Annotated in this window: 15 protein-coding genes; 2 read left to right on the top strand and 13 right to left on the bottom strand. The window is 63.3% G+C overall.

Features of this window, described 5'->3' with window-relative positions:
- Nucleotides 1-33: 33 nt before the first annotated feature.
- The 5 genes from ACPFL9_RS02915 to ACPFL9_RS02895 are packed head-to-tail and all read right to left on the bottom strand — an operon-like array spanning nucleotide 34 to nucleotide 5,558.
- Nucleotides 34-1,596, bottom strand: a complete 1,563-nt coding sequence (locus tag ACPFL9_RS02915; protein WP_426005741.1) for a GMC oxidoreductase — start codon at nucleotides 1,594-1,596, stop codon at nucleotides 34-36.
- Nucleotides 1,593-2,369, bottom strand: a complete 777-nt coding sequence (locus tag ACPFL9_RS02910; protein WP_426005740.1) for a TIM barrel protein — start codon at nucleotides 2,367-2,369, stop codon at nucleotides 1,593-1,595. The genes ACPFL9_RS02915 and ACPFL9_RS02910 overlap by 4 nt, the downstream gene beginning before the upstream one ends.
- A 46-nt stretch (nucleotides 2,370-2,415) precedes the next feature.
- A complete protein-coding gene (locus ACPFL9_RS02905; protein ID WP_426005738.1) occupies nucleotides 2,416-3,252 on the bottom strand; it encodes a carbohydrate ABC transporter permease in 837 nt (278 codons plus the stop codon).
- A 3-nt stretch (nucleotides 3,253-3,255) separates the two neighbouring features.
- A complete protein-coding gene (locus tag ACPFL9_RS02900) occupies nucleotides 3,256-4,215 on the bottom strand; it encodes a carbohydrate ABC transporter permease (protein WP_426005736.1) in 960 nt (319 codons plus the stop codon).
- 56 nt (nucleotides 4,216-4,271) lie between these two features.
- Complete coding sequence (locus tag ACPFL9_RS02895; RefSeq protein ID WP_426005735.1) at nucleotides 4,272-5,558, bottom strand: ABC transporter substrate-binding protein; 1,287 nt, start codon at nucleotides 5,556-5,558, stop codon at nucleotides 4,272-4,274.
- A 182-nt stretch (nucleotides 5,559-5,740) separates the two neighbouring features.
- Between ACPFL9_RS02895 and ACPFL9_RS02890 the strand changes: the two genes are divergently transcribed.
- Nucleotides 5,741-6,682, top strand: a complete 942-nt coding sequence (locus tag ACPFL9_RS02890) for a LysR family transcriptional regulator (RefSeq protein WP_426005734.1) — start codon at nucleotides 5,741-5,743, stop codon at nucleotides 6,680-6,682.
- Between the two features lie 62 nt (nucleotides 6,683-6,744).
- Here ACPFL9_RS02890 and ACPFL9_RS02885 read toward each other — a convergent pair whose 3' ends face one another.
- From ACPFL9_RS02885 to ACPFL9_RS02865, 5 genes are all read right to left on the bottom strand, one after another.
- Nucleotides 6,745-8,226: a C-glycoside deglycosidase beta subunit domain-containing protein gene (locus ACPFL9_RS02885; RefSeq protein WP_426005733.1), complete on the bottom strand. Its 1,482-nt coding sequence runs from the start codon at nucleotides 8,224-8,226 to the stop codon at nucleotides 6,745-6,747.
- Nucleotides 8,227-8,255: 29 nt separating this feature from the next.
- Nucleotides 8,256-9,548, bottom strand: coding sequence for a C-glycoside deglycosidase beta subunit domain-containing protein (locus tag ACPFL9_RS02880; protein ID WP_426005731.1), 1,293 nt, complete (start codon nucleotides 9,546-9,548; stop codon nucleotides 8,256-8,258).
- 126 nt (nucleotides 9,549-9,674) lie between these two features.
- Nucleotides 9,675-10,535, bottom strand: a complete 861-nt coding sequence (locus tag ACPFL9_RS02875; RefSeq protein ID WP_426005730.1) for an SMP-30/gluconolactonase/LRE family protein — start codon at nucleotides 10,533-10,535, stop codon at nucleotides 9,675-9,677.
- A 36-nt stretch (nucleotides 10,536-10,571) separates the two neighbouring features.
- A complete protein-coding gene (locus ACPFL9_RS02870; RefSeq protein ID WP_426005729.1) occupies nucleotides 10,572-12,023 on the bottom strand; it encodes an MFS transporter in 1,452 nt (483 codons plus the stop codon).
- 96 nt (nucleotides 12,024-12,119) lie between these two features.
- On the bottom strand, nucleotides 12,120-12,803 hold the full coding sequence (locus ACPFL9_RS02865; protein ID WP_426005728.1) for an HAD hydrolase-like protein: 684 nt from the start codon (nucleotides 12,801-12,803) through the stop codon (nucleotides 12,120-12,122).
- Between the two features lie 71 nt (nucleotides 12,804-12,874).
- Between ACPFL9_RS02865 and ACPFL9_RS02860 the strand changes: the two genes are divergently transcribed.
- Nucleotides 12,875-13,324 (top strand): Lrp/AsnC family transcriptional regulator, encoded by a 450-nt coding sequence (locus tag ACPFL9_RS02860; RefSeq protein WP_426005726.1) that lies wholly within the window; start codon nucleotides 12,875-12,877, stop codon nucleotides 13,322-13,324.
- 4 nt (nucleotides 13,325-13,328) lie between these two features.
- On the opposite strand, the gene ACPFL9_RS02855 is transcribed toward ACPFL9_RS02860, so the two are convergent.
- The 3 genes from ACPFL9_RS02855 to ACPFL9_RS02845 are packed head-to-tail and all read right to left on the bottom strand — an operon-like array spanning nucleotide 13,329 to nucleotide 17,202.
- The gene (locus ACPFL9_RS02855; protein ID WP_426005725.1) at nucleotides 13,329-14,741 is read right to left on the bottom strand and encodes an aspartate ammonia-lyase; all 1,413 of its coding nucleotides are present in this window, start codon (nucleotides 14,739-14,741) and stop codon (nucleotides 13,329-13,331) included.
- A 12-nt stretch (nucleotides 14,742-14,753) separates the two neighbouring features.
- Nucleotides 14,754-16,163, bottom strand: coding sequence for an aldehyde dehydrogenase family protein (locus ACPFL9_RS02850; protein ID WP_426005724.1), 1,410 nt, complete (start codon nucleotides 16,161-16,163; stop codon nucleotides 14,754-14,756).
- The gene (locus tag ACPFL9_RS02845; protein ID WP_426005723.1) at nucleotides 16,156-17,202 is read right to left on the bottom strand and encodes a homoserine dehydrogenase; all 1,047 of its coding nucleotides are present in this window, start codon (nucleotides 17,200-17,202) and stop codon (nucleotides 16,156-16,158) included. Before ACPFL9_RS02845 ends, ACPFL9_RS02850 begins: the two co-directional genes overlap by 8 nt.
- Nucleotides 17,203-17,210: the final 8 nt, after the last annotated feature.

The following is a 17,210-nucleotide window of genomic DNA, read 5'->3' as shown; positions in this document are numbered from 1 at the left end:
CCCGGGGCATCGGCGCCCCACGGGACTTTTTCCTTATTTAGTAATTCTATTGTCTGATTCTGACATAAGTAAAGAGCTGCCCAGTTCAGATGCGATCTTGCGCGCCCCGCGGACTGCAAGTGCCACAGCCGTCAACGTGGGGTTGCACGCCGTTGGGGTCGGGATGACGCCGTTTCCCGCCACGAACAGGCCCGCCACTCCCCACACCTCGCTGTCGGCTGAGCACACGCTCTCGCCGTCATCGGCAACTCCCATACGCGTGGAGCCCTGGTAGTGCAACGAGGCGCCTGGCGGAAGCACAAACGGACGGTCATCCAGCGGGTGGCCCACGGCTTTGCCCAAACGAACGATCTCGGCTTTGGCCCGTTCAATCACCTCGTGGTCCTTGGCCGTCAGCTTGTAATGGATCCGCATGGCCGGCATGCCATAGGCATCGCGGACGTCCTCGTCGAACGCCACTCGGTCCTCGCGCTGCAGGTCCTTGGCGCAGAAAAGACCCAACCCCACGATCGATCCCGGCACCACCGGATCATCGTCCGCGAGCGGCACGGGCGAAGCGTCCAACTGCATGATCTGGCCGTGGAAGGGAACGTCGTCGGTGTACGGAACCCAGGCGACGCCGCTTTGCTGGCTCAACGCCCCGCCGGCCCGCGGCTCGGCAGGCACCGGAGCCGTGACGCCCTCCAGCCGGCTGGCGAAAACCACCTGGGGTTGGTCATTGAGGTATCGACCCAAGGCATCGGGCCGAATACCCGAAGCCCACAACAGTTGCGGTGTCCGCAGGGCATCGGCGGCCACCACCACAAAACGGGCCGCCACTTCATGGCTTTGCCCGGTCCGGCGGTCCTGGACCTCGATGCCGGTGGCCGTGCCGCCGTCGTACGTCACCTTGGTGACCAGCGACTCGTCGAAAAGCTCGAACCGCGGGTTCTGCCTGGTCGCCTCCCCCATCACGACGTCGGCTCCCGACCACATGAGGCGGCCGTCAGGCTCGCGGTGGACAGCGAGCGGCATGGGCTGGACACGCAGGGCGGCTTCGCGGCCCTCATCCACGGCGGCGGAGAGCCGGTCATGGACGATGTCGGAGAAGGGAGCACCGTCGAAGGCGTGCGTGGTGACGCCGAGGAGACGCTCCGCATCGGTCAGCAGCGCATCCATGTCCGGCACGAAACCGATGGATTCCTTGCCGGAGGGACGCGGGCAAGCCGCCGTCCAATGGGCACCCATGCCGCCGACGTTGCTGGACATCGCAGCAACGGGCAGTCCGTCTTCGCCGGGGAAGGCGTAGCCTTCGCTCAGCAAATACGTGCCGGGCCTCGCCCTGCGTTCGCCGCTCTTGACGGCGCCGGGCGAGTTGACCATGGCAGCCCCTGCACCGGGACCTTCGGAAGCGCGCTGGGCCAGGATCCGGCTTTCCGCGTCAGCGATGTTCTTCACGTGGGCACCCGGGGGGTTGCTGACCGTGGGGCCAACTTCGAACATGGCGATCGTGGCGCCCGGCGCTTCTTCGCTGAGGATCCGTGCGTACGCCGACGCCGTGGGCCCGCTGCCCACGATGGCGACGTCCACTGCGGAAGGGTAGGAGCGCTGACTCACCGGGAGGCCACCAGTTCCTGGATGCGACGCACCGACTTGGCAGACTCGATGGTCGGGTAGTACTCGAGGCCCACGGGCCCGGCGTAGCCACTGGCCTTCAGGTCATTGAGCCGCGCGGACCAGTCGATGGAACCGGAACCTGGCTCGCCGCGGCCGGGAGCGTCTGCGATCTGGACATACTTAACGAGGCCCCCGGCGTTGGCCAGTTCAGCGGCGACGTCTTCGCCCTCCACGGTGGAGTGGTAGAGGTCGTAAAGGATGCCGAAATCAGGCGAGTCCACGCCACGGGCGATGTAAACGGCTTCAGATGTGCGGTCCAGCAGGGCACCGGGGTGGTCAACGCGGATGTTGACCGGCTCCAGGACCAGCGTGATTCCGGAACCCTGGATGTGGTTGATGCCCTTGGTGAAGATCTCGATGAGCTCGTCCAGCTGGTCTTGGCGCTTGCGGCCGCCGAAGCCCGTGCCACTGCCCACGACGATGCGGGGGCAGCCAAGTTCCTGGGCCACCTTCACACCGGCATCGAGCCCCTCATAGAAGGGTTCGTGGTTCTTGGGCGGAATCATGAACTGCATGCGCGGCTCGGCGAGCTGGGCCGTGAGCTGGACGCCCGTCTCCTCCAGGGCAGCCTTGAGTGCCGGGATGTCCTTGCCAGTGGGTCCCCACATCTCGATGGCGTCAAAGCCGGCGGCCGCTGCGGCCCGGACGCGGTCGGCTGCACTTTCGCCGGCCTCAGAGAACAAAAGGTCGATATTCGGCGCAAGTTGGAACATGGGTGTCTCCTTAAGATCTGTACGGATTGTCGGTGAGGGTGGCTGGCTAGCCCTTGAGCCCGCCGGAGAAGCCTTGGATAAAGCGCTTCTGGGCGAACAGGAACAGGGCCAGGATGGGAATCATGGACACGATCACAATGGCGAAGATCGAGTTCCACTGGGACACCAGCGATCCGATGAAGTAGTACATGGCTACCGGCAGGGTCTGGTTGCTGGAACCGCCCAGGAAGATGAGCGAGGTGAAGAAGTCGTTCCACACGATCAGGCCGGCAAAGATCGTGACCGTTCCCGTGGCCGGGGCCATCATGGGAAACACCACCTTGGTGAAGATCTGGGTCTTGCTGGCCCCGTCAATGGTGGCCGCTTCCTCGTAGTCCGTCCCCAGACCGCGGAAGAAGTTGGCATAAAGGAAGATCGACAGGGGCAGGAGCATGCCCGTGTACAGGACGATCAACCCCCATGCCGAGCCGGTCAGGCCCAGGGTGCGCGCGCCCATGTACAGCGGCACTGCTCCCAGCTGCCCGGGCAGGATGATGGCGATGAGGAAGAGGTAGTAGACCCCTTTGCTCCAGCGTTTGGTGGAGCGGGAAATGACATAGCCGGTGATCGAACCCAAGGCAATGAGGCCCACGATGCTGCCCGCGGTGATGATGACGCTGTTGACCAGACCAAGCACCACGTTGGAGTTCCCTGATGCGGTCAGCACCGCGGTGAAGTTGCTGAAGTCGGGGCTCGACGGCGGTGCCAGCGGCGACGTCGTGTAGATCTCGGCGTCGGACTTCAAGGCGGTGGTCACCAGGAAATAGAAAGGTGCCAGGAACGTCAGGGCCAGTGCCCAGAGGCCGATCTCACGCAGGAGGGTCAATTTGGTGTAGCGGAACATGTCTTAGTCCTCGGGGTTCGATCGCGTCAGCCGCTGCTGGATCACGGCGAAGAACAGGATGATGACGGCCAGGACCAAGGCAAGGGCGGCACCGCCGCCGAAGTTGCCCAAGGCAAAGGCCTGCTTGTAGACCTGCGTGGCCAAGGTTTCGGTTGCACCGGCCGGGCCACCGCCGGTGAGGGCCATGATGGGGTCAAAGACCCGGAGGCCCTGGACAATGCCGAGCGTGGTGGCAATGGCCACGGCCGGGCGGATCCCCGGAAGGGTGACATTCCAGAAACGCTGCCAGAGGTTGGCGCCGTCGATCGCTGCTGCTTCCTCGATTTCAACGGGAACACTGGCCAGGCCCGCCATGAAGATGACCATGGCGAAGCCGGTGCTGCCCCATACAAGGACAACCAGCACGGTCCAGATGGCCCACTGCGGGTCCGCGAGCCACGGCTTTGCGAGATCTTCGGCTCCGATGGACCGGAGGAAAACGTTGATGGGACCATCGAAGTCGAAGATGTACTTCCAGATGTAGGCCGTTGCCAGCGGGCTCAGCACTACGGGCATGAAGAACAGCGTGCGCAGGATGTAGCGGGTCTTCAACACGCGGTTCAGGCCAAGGGCGATGACCAAGCCTGCCACGTTGCCGATGAACACCGACGAGAAGGCCAGGAACAGGGTGTTCATCAAGGCCCCAAGCTTGGTGGGGTCCTTGAAGATGGCCTCGAAGTTGGCGAGTCCAACTACTTTGAACGAGCCGATTCCGGTCCAGTTAGTGAAAGCGAAGTAGCCGCCAATCCCGGTTGCCACATAGTGGATGGCGATCACCAGGGCAATACCTGGAAGGGCCCACCACCAGTGACCGAACTGCAGGGAGCCGCCCCGGGAACGGACCTTTCGGGCCGTTCCCGGAGCGCGCCTGCCTCGCCGGGAAGCGTCAGCTGCTTCGGTCTTGGATTGCATCGTCGCAGTCATGGTAATCCTTGCTTGTCCCTTTGAGTCGTCTGGGCGTGGGTGGTGGGAGTCCCGGGTCAGCCCCAGGCTGCGTCCATGGCCTGCAGGACCTGGTCGACAGACTTCTGGCCGGTCAGGAGACCCTGTACACCGGTGGCCAGTGCGTCATAGACGGCGGAGTTGGGCCACTGGCTGTTGGGCAGCGGACCGTAGTTACCCTCCTTGATGAGGTCGCCGACGTTCTTGTAGGCACCCGACCCGAAGTCGTAGCTCTCAAGGCCGCTCACGGGGAGGGCTCCGTCAATCTCGGCGAACGTCTTGGTCTGTTCCGGCTCGGCGGCCCAGGCCAGGAATGCTTTGGCAGCTTCCTTGTTCTTGGACGCAGCGTTGATGGAGAAGGCGTAGTTGGCGCTGGCGTAGACAAAGCCCTTATCCGAGCTGTCCTGCGCCGGAAGGGCGCGGACCACGAACTCCGAGTCGGCGGCCGCGGTCTTCAACTGCTTCCATGAGGGTCCGGGGATGAAACCGGCCACGGAAGTTCCGCTGGCAAGGCCCTTGGTGATGGCATCGAAGCCGGCACCCGCTGCGCCCTTCTGGAAGCATCCGGCGTCGTTCATCTTCTTGACGGCTTCAAGGGAGTCTTTCCAGCCCTGTGAGTCTGCGAAGGTGGTTTCCTTGTTGCTCCGCTTCTCATTCCACTTGGGGTCCTCGGCATAGACGCGGGTCGCTGCGAGCGACATTGCCATCAGGCCAGTGTTGGGCGCGGCTGCACCGGCGAGCGCGAAGAAGGACTTTCCGGAGGAGCTGAGCGTGGAGCACTGCTTCTCCAAGCCTGCGAAGTCGGCGGGGAATTCGGAGACACCGGCCGCCTTGGCCGCAGTCTCGTTGGCCACCATGCCCACCACGGTGATCTCGGGCGCCTGGCCGTAGACCTTACCGTCCTTTCCGAACAGCGCTTCGCTGCCCACGGGGACAAGGCTCTTGGCGGAGTCGTCCAGCGGTTCCAGGAAGTTGGCCTCCACCAGGGGGAGGATGCTGCGGCCCGTGCCGGAACCGGGCGAGGTGACGATGACGTCAGAGGCATTGCCGGCCTGCAACTGCGTGCGGACCGTCTGGTCGTAGGAGTCGTTGGGCTGGGCGTTGAACGTGATCTTCACGTCGGGGTGGGCAGCCATGTACTGCTCAGCCAACTCCTGGAACGGGCTCTCAATGGTGTTGGACGTGGCGAACGTCAGCGAGAACTCCTTGGAGCCTCCCTCGGTGCCCGTCGTGGTGGAACCCGAGCAGCCGGTCAGCGCAAGTGCCGCAGCGGTTGGGATTGCGAGGACGCCAACCTTGAGTCCCCGGAAGCGGTGCTGTGTCATTTTCAGCCTTTCTGACTTCTTTGTCTGTCGGGGTCCGTGACCCCGGTCACTCACCAGTATGACCGGCATCTGCAGGAAAGACACATAAGTATTTCGGATACCGCACATAAGTCCCGGCACTCTGCGTAAGATGTTTCTGCCACGCCTTTTCCGCCAGGCCCTGACTCAAAGGATGCCCCCCAGTGACGGACTACTCCCTGCTCTCCAGGCTCGACCTCAATCTGCTGACATCACTGGACGCGCTCATCACCGAACGGAGCGTCACCCGCGCAGCTGAACGGCTTCACCTGAGCCAGCCGGCACTCAGCGCGTCGCTGGCCCGGCTTCGGAACCACTTTGGGGATCCCATCCTTGCCAGGCGGGGAAACACCTATGAACTCACTCCTTTTGCACTGCGGCTGGCCGAGCACACCACCTTGGCCCTCGATGCCGCACGCCGCGTCTTCGAGAGCCAGGCCAGTTGGGAGCCCAACGAATCCGCGCGGGAATTCTCCATCTACGGCTCGGACTATGGCTTCACGACCGTGGGAAAGGTGGTGTCGGAGCTGGCGGCGGAGCGCGCGCCGGGAGTGCGCTTCCGCTTCATGCTGCACAACCCCGTGGTGGTGGAAGACGCGGCCAACCGGCTCAGGGCAGCGGACGGCATGGTGATTCCCCATGGCATCCTGACCGGCCTGCCCTACGTGGACCTGTGGCGCGATGACTGGCTTGCGGTGGTTTCCGAGACCAACGCGGAGGTGGGCGGGGAAGTCTCCATGGATAACATCGCCACGCTCCCGTGGGTCATGACCTACCAGTCCCGATCCGCGTTCACCTCGGCAGAGCGGCAGATCCAGCAGTTGGGCATTGAACCGCGGGTGGAGGTCGTGGTGGAAAGCTTCCAAGCGCTCCCCCACTTCATCACCGGAACCAACCGGATCGGGCTGATCCAGGCGGCCCTGGCTCCCATCGCGCTGCGGCTTGGCGGCGTCCGCGTCCTGCCGCTGCCGTTCCCGGCCACGCCCTTGGTCAACGCCCTGTGGTGGCATCCGGTGCACAATGCCGATTCCGAGCACATCTGGATGCGCGGACTGTTTGAAGAGGCCGCGGCCATTGTGGCATCAGGGACTGAGTCCGGAGACTGACCCCAGGGCAGAGAGCCCGGCCGGAAACCCGGCCGGGCTCTGCTCCTCTTTTGTGCTGCGCGTCAGACGGCGGCGGTCATAGCCGCACGCATGCTGCGCCTGATCAGGTCATGCTGCTTCCGGACCAGCAACAGGGGGTCCACCTCGCCCAGTTCGGCGAAGGCATGCCCCTCCCACTCACTCGACCAGTAGCCTCGGTAGCCGCCTTCCACAAACACCCGCACCAGTTCCGGGTAGTCAACGGCAGGCTCGTTCCCGTGCTCGTCAATGTCGTAGAACTTCGCATGCACGTGCATGATCTGCGGCATGATGTCCGACCATTCGCGGGGATCAACATGTCCGTGCATGTTGAACGCAAGGTGGGCGAAGGAGCCCAGCCTTGCGGGGTCGAAGTCCCGGCTGCGGAGGTACCCGATGAATTCCTCCTGGCGCTCCCGCATGGAGGCATCGGTGGACCAGATGGCCTGCAGGCGCTCCAAGGCCTCACTGTCCAGGCCGGCCCTTGATACAGCCCGCAGCAACGTGGGAGACATGCTGTGCATGGTGGAGGAGAAATCGGCTACGAAGCCAAGCAACGGCGAATCCAGCTCCGCGTAGACGTCGCGGACCTTCATGATCTCCGGAGAGTTGGGGCCCAAGGGCGCGTGGATCTCATAGGCGAGCTTGAGGTCGAGCTTCTCCGCCAGTGGCAGCAGCCTCCGCAACAGCGCAGGCTTTGCGCTTTGGATCCTCACCAGCGGGAACCCGAGCTTCCTGGCCCCATGGAAGAGCGTCTCCGTGAACTCGTACTCTTCGTCCGGCGTCATGTCGCGGTCCCGCCGGCGCCCCATGTCCAGGTTGGCGCCGAAGGAGCTCGCAGCGAACCCGAATTTGTCGAAGGCAGCCTGCCAGGACCGGGCAAAGTCGTCGGTGACCTGCGGATAGGTGGGCAGCACCTGCGAGGCGACAATCTCGATGCCCGGGCCGATGCCCAGCTCCGCCACACGGCTCAGCAAACCGTCGAAGTCGTACCATCCCGCTCGGAACTCGGCACTGGCTGAGTAGAGGGTCAACCCCAAGCGGAACGGATCTTCGTCCGCTTTCGGCGGCGGGGGCGCGACCGCCGTCGTGGTTGTGGGCGGCGGGGCGTCCCGGTCAACCACCGCAAGCTCAAGGGTTTGGTTGACGAAGTTGGGCACATACATTCCCGGTCCACCGTCCTGGCCGGGCGCGATCTGCATGTAGGGCAAGCGGAGCTCGCCGAGGATATGGATCGTATGCGCCTCCCCCAACTGCACGGGTTCCGGGCGGCGGACAACCAGCAGCGGGTGCTCCTGGAGGAACCACAACGTCTGCGCCTGTTCGGGGAGCTCCTCCAGGGCGTAGCGCTTACCGGCGAGTTCGAAGGAAAGGTCTTCGTGCGCGATTTCCTCACCGTCGACGGTCAGCTTCAGGGTGGAGACGGAAGAGAGCCACAGGCTCCGGTACCAGGGAAGGGTGAGCGATAACGCCAGTCCTTCCGGATGGGCGCGGAGGCTGTCGTGGTGAATCAGTCCATTAGGCATGGGTCTTCTCCAATAAATCGGGGGTTGAGTCAGTCGAGTCCGGAAGCAATCCTGCGGATGAGCGAGTGTTGGCGGCGTATCTGTTCGATGGACCGCCACGGCGTCCGTTCACCCTCGTACTCACTGGAGAGGTAGCCGTTGTATCCGGCGGACTTCAGGGCTTGGAGTACGGGCTGCCAGGGGATTTGCTGGTCTTCCAGGTGCTCGTCGATGTCGTGGAACTTGGCTTGGACGAAGACCACGTATTTCGCGATGTCAGCAAAATCCGCCGGATCCACGCCGATGCCATCCAGGAAAGCGGGCCGCGTTTCCCTCGTCTCGCCAGCGCGGAGCGGAATGGGCCGGTCCTGGAAGATCCCCGTATCGATCAACAGGCCGAAGTTCTTGGTCCCGGTGCGTTCAATGAGCTCAATGTAGTCATCCACCACCGGGTGCTTGATGGGGGTAGGCGAGTGGATCTCGGGGCAGATCACCACGCCCAATTCGTGTGCCAGGTCCAGCGAGCGCTCCACGGACTCGGTCCAGATGGGGTCCGGAATGAGGTCGCTGGAAACCACGCCGATCTTGGGGCGCACGAACCCGAAGCCCAGGCGGTTGGCCAGCCTGAGGTCCCTCTGCAGCGCCGACGCCCCTTCCTGCGCCGTCATCCCGCGCCCCGGGTGCAGGCGGGTGTCGATCCAGGAGCCGTAGTTGGTGGGTTCCAGGGAGTACTTCTCCAGCAAACCGAACCACTCGTCAATCCAGGCGGCGGACGGCTCCGGGTAGCCGGGAACATGCCCTTCGCCGAGAATTTCGACGCCGGTTGCACCCGTGTCCGCTACGGCCGCCAACGCGGTTTCCAGGTCAAGGACCGTTCCGAAATCGTGCATGAAACTGTACAGGGAGACACCGTAGCGGAAGACGCCATCGCCGCCTTCCGGACCCAGCGTGATGTGTCGGGACTCGCGGTACACCGATGGCTGGTGTTCCTGGGGTATGTAGGACATGCGGAGCTTCAGCTCCACGGACACCTCGTGTACGCCTTGCGGCAGGCCGCCCTCGAAGGGCACCGTAACGGTGGCTGCCTCCTCCAAAGGCCAACGGACGCCATCAGTTTCCTGCAGATCCTGCAAGGTGTAGGTGGTGCCGCCAAAAGTCCAGACTGGGACCGGCGCCGGAACATCCACCAGACTGCCTACCCTGACGGCTACGCCATCGATCAGGGACGCGGCCATGCCGCGGTATGAAGGCATGCGCAGCTTCAACTGGAATCCGGTGAGGCGGTCACCGCTGCGGACGTTGCGGAATCCCGTGGCTTGAATGAGGTCTCGTTCGAGAAGCATCTTTGCTCTTTCCGTGAGGTTTGGAAAAAGCATACCCACTTATGCTTTATTTGAACATAAGTACGTTCAGATTCTGCTGAATGACCCGCTGCCGCCGGCCAGGACAAACATCGAAAAAGCAACACCCTAGGCCGCTGCCGTTGTTGTGGTCCGCAGCCGGTACAGCGAAGACGTCGCCGTGATGTACAGGTCATGGCCGTCCGGCCCCCCGAAGCAGACGTTCGACACCTTCTCCGGTATCCCGACGTCCGCCAACAGAGCGCCGTCCGGCGCATAGACCCGGACCGACGCTCCGGCCGAGGTCCACACCCGGCCTTCGACATCCACGCGGAATCCGTCGGACGGTTTGTCCTCTTCCAGCTCAACGAACGTCCAGCCCGGGCCACACTTGCCCTGCTCCACGGGATACACCCAGATGCGATAGGGAACTCCGCGGGCCGGACCGGCTGTGTCAGCGACGTACAACAAGGACCCATCGGGCGAGAAGGCCAGCCCGTTCGGGTACACCAGGTCCGTGACCACCGGCGTCAGTTCCCGGGTGGAGGGATCGAAACGGAAGACGTAGCAGGCACCGTACTCCAGCTCGCCCTCGTGACCCTCAACCGTGCCCGGGAGGATCCCGTAGGGCGGATCGGTGAACCAGACCGTCCCGTCCTTGGCCACCACAACATCGTTGGGCGAATTGAGCCGGCGCCCGCCGAACGCTTCGACGATCGGCGACACCACGCCGTCGTGGTCCCGCTCGACGCGGCGCCGGCCGTGGCTGCACTGCACCACGCTTCCGTCGGCGTCCAGCGTGCGCCCGTTGGTGTATTCGACGGCGGTCGCGTACTCACGCGTTTGGCCCGTCTCCGGGCTGTACTCCAGAATCCTGTTGTTGGGGATATCGCTCCAGCGGACCGTTTGGGATTGCGGGATCCAGACCGGTCCCTCGGCCCAGATGGTGCCTTCGAAGACCTTCACCACCGCACCCGTGATCAATTCCATGCTGTGACCCTTCCGTTGTGACCTGCGGGATCGAGCCTAATCCTGCGAACCCACGGTTTCCGCCGAAGGAGCCGACTCGGGCGCGGCCTTCGCGCCGGCTCCGGGCATGGCGATCACCGCTGCCACCGTCAGTACCGCAGCAACCAGCACGGCAAGGAACACGGCCATCGACGCCGAGACCGTTGACTGCGGGTCCGGGCCGCCGCTGTTCGCGTAGATCGCGTTGGCAACCGCACCGAACACGGCCACGCCGATGGAGCTGCCGATGGAACGGGAAAAGAGGTTGGTCCCGGTGACGACGCCCCGTTCGTTCCAGTCGACGCTGGACTGGGCTGCTATCAGGGTCGGTGTGGCCACCAGGCCAAGCCCGAGTCCGACGATGAAACAGGCCACGGCTACCAGGAGCACGTTGGGAGTTGACGCCGTCAAGGCAAGAACCGCCGTGCCGATGACCGTGATGGAGATGCCGATCAGGGCCGTGGTGCGGAACCCGATCCGGAGGTAGAACCTGCCGGCCTGCGATGCACTGAGTGGCCAGCCGAGCGTCAACGCGGCCAAGGCCAGGCCCGCCAGGATGGGGGAGGTTTGGATGGCGCCCTCCAGGAAGGTCGGCACGTAGGAGGTAAGTCCGAGCATGACAGCGCCGACGCCAAAGGAGACCAGCGCAGTGGTTGCCAGAAGCCTTCGGGAAACCACCCACGGTGGGAGGACCGGCTCGGCCGCTTTCCGCTCGACCAGCAGGAACGCTCCGAGCAATACCGCGCCGATCGCAAACACCGCGATGCTGATGGCGGAGTCCCACGCCCACGCGTGGCCGCCCTCCAGCGCACCGAGGATCAGGAGGCTCAGCGACGTGGTGAGCAGGAGTGCACCCAGGTAGTCGATGCGGTGCCTGGTCTTTTGGACGTCCTCGTGGAAGGTGCGGACCAGCATCCAGCCGGCCAGCAGGCACAGCGGAATGTTGATCAGGAAGATCCAACGCCAGATCTCCAACGAAGCAAAAATACCGCCGAGCGTGGGGCCAACGACCGACGATATGGCCCAGACACTGGCCAGGTAACCCTGCACCTTGGCACGCTCGGCAAGCGTGTAGATATCGCCGGCAATGGTGATCGAGACCGGCTGGACCGCTCCGGCGCCCAACCCCTGCAACACGCGGAACGCGATGAGCGCCGGCATGCTCCAGGCCAGCCCGCACAGGATGGAACCGAGCAGGAACAGCCCGATGCCGCTGAGGATGATCGGCTTGCGTCCCAGGACATCGGAGAGCTTGGCATAAACAGGAACCGAGACGGCCTGCGCCAACAGATAAGCCGAGAAGAGCCACGGGAAGGAAGAGAAGCCGCCGATGTCCTCAACGATCGACGGAACGGCCGTGGCGACGATCGTCGAATCGATCGCCACCAGGCCGGTGGACAGCATCAGGGCAATCAGGATGGGGCCACGTTTGGATCGGAACCCGACGCCGTCTTCAGTCTCAGTAGTCATGTATCCCGTCATCCCGTCGCGTTCGTGCTGTTCCTCCAAAAAGAGGTAACTCCGGAGGTGGCGGAATTAGTCCCGGGCTTGGGGTGGAGCGAGGTCCTATTGGGCAAGCACTATGGGAACTACATCTTTCGGGTGGACTGCCAAGGCAGCGGCACCGGCCAGCTCCTCCTGGGTGCCGTAGCCCCACAGGGCAAAAACTGTCGGGATTCCAAAGGCGGCAGCCCCCTCGACGTCGTGAATCCTGTCTCCCACCATGACAGGCCTGGCCACGTCCACGCCTTGGAACTGAAGTCGCCGCAGGGACGCTTCGATGACGTCCTTCTTGTGTGATCGATCCAGTACGTCTGAGGCTCCGCAGATGTCAACGAAGTACTGGCCGATCCCCAGCAGGTCAGCCATCCTGAGGGCTTGGTCTTCAATCTTGGAGGTGGCGACAGCCATAGGGAGGCCGCTTGGCAGTTCTTGGAGGAGCTCGTAGACGCCGTCGAAGAGGCGGGCTTGCCGGACTCCCCATTCGGCGTAGTGGGTCCGATAATGCTTGAGGGCCAAGCGCGCCCGCTCTTCGTCCATGCCCGGAAGCGAACGGAACGACTCGATCATCGGCGGACCCACGTAAGACATCAGTTCCTCCGGCCCAGGCGCTTCGGCCCCGACTGCCTTCAGGGCCGCAGCTGCGCTCCCTGTCACTCCTTCGGCGGAATCGACCAAGGTGCCGTCCATGTCGAAAAGGATGCACGTGAATTCCCCCGCAGTCGGCTCGCGGAGCTGTGGACGTATCATTTCTTCTTGGGCCTTTCGGTCAAGGCAGGTGCTGTACTGTGCGCCTGCATGCTTATTTGTGGATGGGACGCATGGAACGACCAAGCCTGGACGGTATTGACCAAAGCATCCTCGCGGAGTTGACCAGGAACGCCCGGGTTCCCCACGCGGTACTGGCCAGCAAGGTCATGCTGTCAAGGAACGCGGTACGCCAGCGGATCGAAAGAATGGAGCGGCAGGGCTACATCCAGGGCTACACCGTGGTGGCCGGTGGAGATGCCCGGGACTCCGTTTCGGCATTCCTCATGGTTTACCGGAAGGACCGTATGCGTGGAGCTGACGTTTTGGCTGCACTCCGCGCGATCCCCGAGGTAGTCCTTTGCGATGTCCTGAGCGGTGACTTTGACTTGATCGTCCGGCTCGAAGCCCGTTCCTTGGGCCGAATCCAGGAAATCTGGGAGGAGATAGCCGCCATCCCGGGCGTGGCCGATACGGTCACGGCCATGACGCTCTCCAATGTGATCCGCAGAGGTTCCGTTTAGGGCGCTATCCGCCCGGACGCATTCCCGGCCGGAGTCCGGCGGCATCATCGAGGATGGCCTTGGCCGAATCCCCGTCCAACAACCCCATTGAGGTGATTGACTCCAGCACGGGCGCGTTGTCCCTCAAAGCCTGCTTCGCAACCGAGGCTGCAGCTGCGTATCCGAGCGCCGGGATGAAAGCGGTGGCCAAACCGGCCGAGCTCGCCACCTTCGACCGCAGCAGCTCCTCGTCCGCTTCAACGCCCTCGACGCAGTGGGTCCGGAGGATGCGGGCTCCGTTGGTGAGCCAGGACAGTCCCTGAAGCAGTACATGCCCAATCACCGGTTCGAAAGCATTGAGTTGGAGTTGGCCGTTGTCAGCGGCCATGGTGACAGTTGTGTCCGCGCCTGCGACGGCGAAAGCGATCTGGTTAAGGGTCTCCGGGATGACCGGGTTAACCTTGCCTGGCATGATCGATGAGCCAGCTTGCCGCGGCGGCAGCCTCAGCTCACCCAAACCATTTTGTGGTCCGCTGGAGAGCAACCTGAGATCGCTGCTGATTTTGGACAACTTGACCGCGGAGCGCTTCAGCATTCCGGACAAGTGCATGAAGACACCGACATCGGAGGTAGCCTCTACCAGGTTCAGGGCCGGAACCAACGGGTAACCAGTGATCCCTGCCAGTGCGTCCACTACCCGCTCCCGGTAACCGGTTGCGGCGGTGATTCCGGTTCCGACGGCGGTGGCCCCCAGGCTGCATTCAAGGAGGAGACTGGCAGATTCTTCCAGCCGCTGCCGGTCCTCGGCGATGGTTGCTGCGAAGGCTTGGAACTCTTGACCCAGGGTCATGGGAACGGCGTCCTGCAGCTGCGTGCGCCCCATCTTCACAATGTGGGCGAAGGCCGTGCCCTTGCCTTTGAAGGCCCCGACCAGCCGGTCCAGTTCCTCGCACAGGCCTTGCGCTGCTCCTGCCAAGGCCAGTTTGAGGGCCGTGGGGTACACGTCGTTGGTGGACTGGCAACGGTTGACGTGGTCTATGGGATGGAGGAACTGGTAGCTGCCGAGAGGGTGCCCCAAAGTTTCCAGGGCAATGTTTGCGATCACCTCGTTGGCGTTCATGTTGGTGCTGGTGCCGGCGCCTCCCTGGATCACGTCAACGCAGAACTGATCATGGAACCGCCCGGCCTCGATGGCTTCGCAGGCTTTGCCGATGGCCCGGGCTGTGGCGGAATCAATGACGCCAAGTTGGCCGTTGGTGACTGCGGCTGCCCTTTTGACCCTTGCCAGGGCCACGATGAGCCGGGGGTGCTGCGCCAAGGTAGTTCCGCTAATGGGGAAGTTCCACAGGGCCCGGGCCGTGTGGGCGCCCCAATAGGCATCGACCGGCACCTCGACGCGGCCAAGGGAGTCTTCCTCCACCCGATATTGCTTATGCAAAGTTTCCCTCCCTCAGTCCTTGATGCAGATGACTTTTGGCTGAGTCATATCCTCGTAAGCGAAGCGCACGCCCTCCCGGCCCAAGCTGCCGTACTTGAAACCCCCGAACGGCATTCCGTCGAACCGGTAGTCGGAGGAGTCGTTGATCATCACGCCACCCGCTTGGAGCTGTTTGGCCGCCTCCATGGCATTGCCGAGTGAGGACGTGAAGATCCCGGCATGGAGGCTGAAGTCGATCGAGTTGGCAACCTCAACTGCCTCTTGCAGGGAATCCACGGGCCGCAGCATCACGAGGGGTCCGAAGGCTTCTTCCTGCCACATCCGGCTGTCTTCGGGAACTGCCTCAGCTACCGTCGGCTGGACAAGGTTTCCGACGTTCCTGCCACCCGCCAGCAGGACTGCACCGGCGTCAACGGCCAATCGGATTTTGTCCATGAGCGCGCCGGCGGCCGCGGCGGTGATCATCGGCCCGACGTCGGTCTTTCCGTCATTTGGGTCGCCCACCACCAGCGATGCAGTTTCGGCCAGGAACCTGGCCTTGAACTCCTGATAGACGGAACTGTGGACCAGGATGCGCTGCACTCCAACGCAGTTCTGCCCGGCCGCCCAGAACGCTCCGGAAACGCAGGACTCCAGGGCTTTCTCCAGGTCGGCGTCGTCCATGACAATGACGGGCGCATTGCCGCCGAGGTCCATGGCCAGCTTCTTGAGCCCGGCGGTCCTTGCGATGTCCTCGCCCGTTGAGAATCCGCCGGTGAAGGACACCATCCGGATGTCCGGCGCGGACAGGATCTTCCGGGCAACCTCGCGTCCACCGTGGACAAGGGTCAGTACGGTGTCCGGAAGTCCGGCTTGGATGAGGGCTTCGGCCAGCAGTTGGGCGGACAGCGGAGTCAACGCCGAAGGTTTAAGTACGACGGCGTTGCCTCCTGCGATTGCCGGCCCCACCTTGTGCGCTACCAGGTTGAGCGGATCGTTGAAGGGCGTGATGGCCAGAATGATTCCCAGGGGTTCACGTGAGAACCACCCGTGGCGGTCCTCGGATCCTTCATAGGCGTCAAAGGGGATGACCTCACCGGCATTCCGGCGGGCCTCCGCGGCTGAGAGCCGCAGGGTGTTCACTGCCCTGAGGACCTCTTTACGTGCCTGGCGGATGGTCTTTCCTGCTTCATCGACTATTGTCCGGGCGAAGATTTCGCTGCGTTCCTCGATGGACTGCGCCGCGCGGTCCAGGATCCTGCCCCGGTCGTTACGGGACAGCGCTGCTGATGCCTCGGCGCCGGCGCGCGCCGCGGCAAGGACATCCTCTACCTCTTCCAGGCTGGTGAGCTTGATGCTGCCAATCCTCCGGTGGTCGTAAGGACTGGTGACATCCTGGACGTCGGTCATGGTTGGAACCTCCGCGATCAAGGTCTCAGACATGGGAATCAACTTTCTTGGCTGCATGCATGGCGATGATGTCGGAGAGCAGGGCATAGGCAGTCTCCATCCGTCCGGCGCCAGGGCCGGAGATCGTTACCGGACCCAACAGGTCCGTGGCGAAGGAAACGGCGTTGGTGGCACCGGAAATACCGGCCAAGCCATGGTCCAAGGGCAGGGCCATCGGTTTGACTGAGGCTGACACTGTGCCGTCGGTATTCCTGCTTGCTGACCCGATCAGTTTCCATCGCCGCCCCTCTGCAGCCGCCTTGGAGATGTCTGACGGGGTTACGGAGGAGATGCCCTCGCGGCTGACGTCTTTGAGCGTGATCCCGGCACCCAGCAGTTCATTGGCCAGAATCAGTACCTTGAGTTGGACGTCGTATCCTTCGATGTCTGCGGTGGGGTTGGCTTCGGCGTAGCCAAGATCCTGTGCTTCCCGAACGGCGGACTGCAGGTCCAGGCCTGCTTCCATGCGGCCCAGTACGTAGTTGCTGGTGCCGTTCAGGATGCCCTCGAACCCATCGATGGCAAGCCCGGTGAACATCTGCTTTGCGAGCCTGATGACCGGAGTACCGCTCATCACAGCGCCTTCAAACTCGAACCTGGCTCCGATCGCTTCGGCCAGGCGTGCCAGCTCCGGGCCTTGGAGCGCCACAGGCCCCTTGTTGGTTGTGCAGACACTCTTGCCGGATTCCAGGGCCCAGCGTACGTGGGACACGGCCGGTTCACCGTCTTCCGGGTTGGTGAAGGTGGCTTCGCAGATGATGTCAGCCGTGCAGTTGCGGATCACGGCTTCGTTGTTGGTGTCCCGGGATCCCCCGTGGTCTGCGAATGTTTCAGCGGACGAAAGGTGCAGTGCCATGCCGAGGTCGATACCGCCGGGGACCATCAGCGATCCCAAGCGCAGGTCTGTAATCGCAACAATGCGCAGTCCGAACCCGAGCTCGGCGCGGAGTTCTTCACCGCGTATGTGGACGATTTCCGCAAGGGTGCGGTTGACTCCGCCGAAGCCAATGAGGGCGAGATCGTAGGTGGTCATGGTGCTCC

The sequence above is a fragment of the Paenarthrobacter sp. NyZ202 genome (assembly GCF_049860755.1).
In the GTDB taxonomy this organism is placed as follows: Bacteria; Actinomycetota; Actinomycetes; order Actinomycetales; family Micrococcaceae; genus Arthrobacter.
The sequence above is the reverse complement of the archived record's forward strand: the minus strand, read 5'-3'. Positions and strand labels throughout refer to the sequence as shown.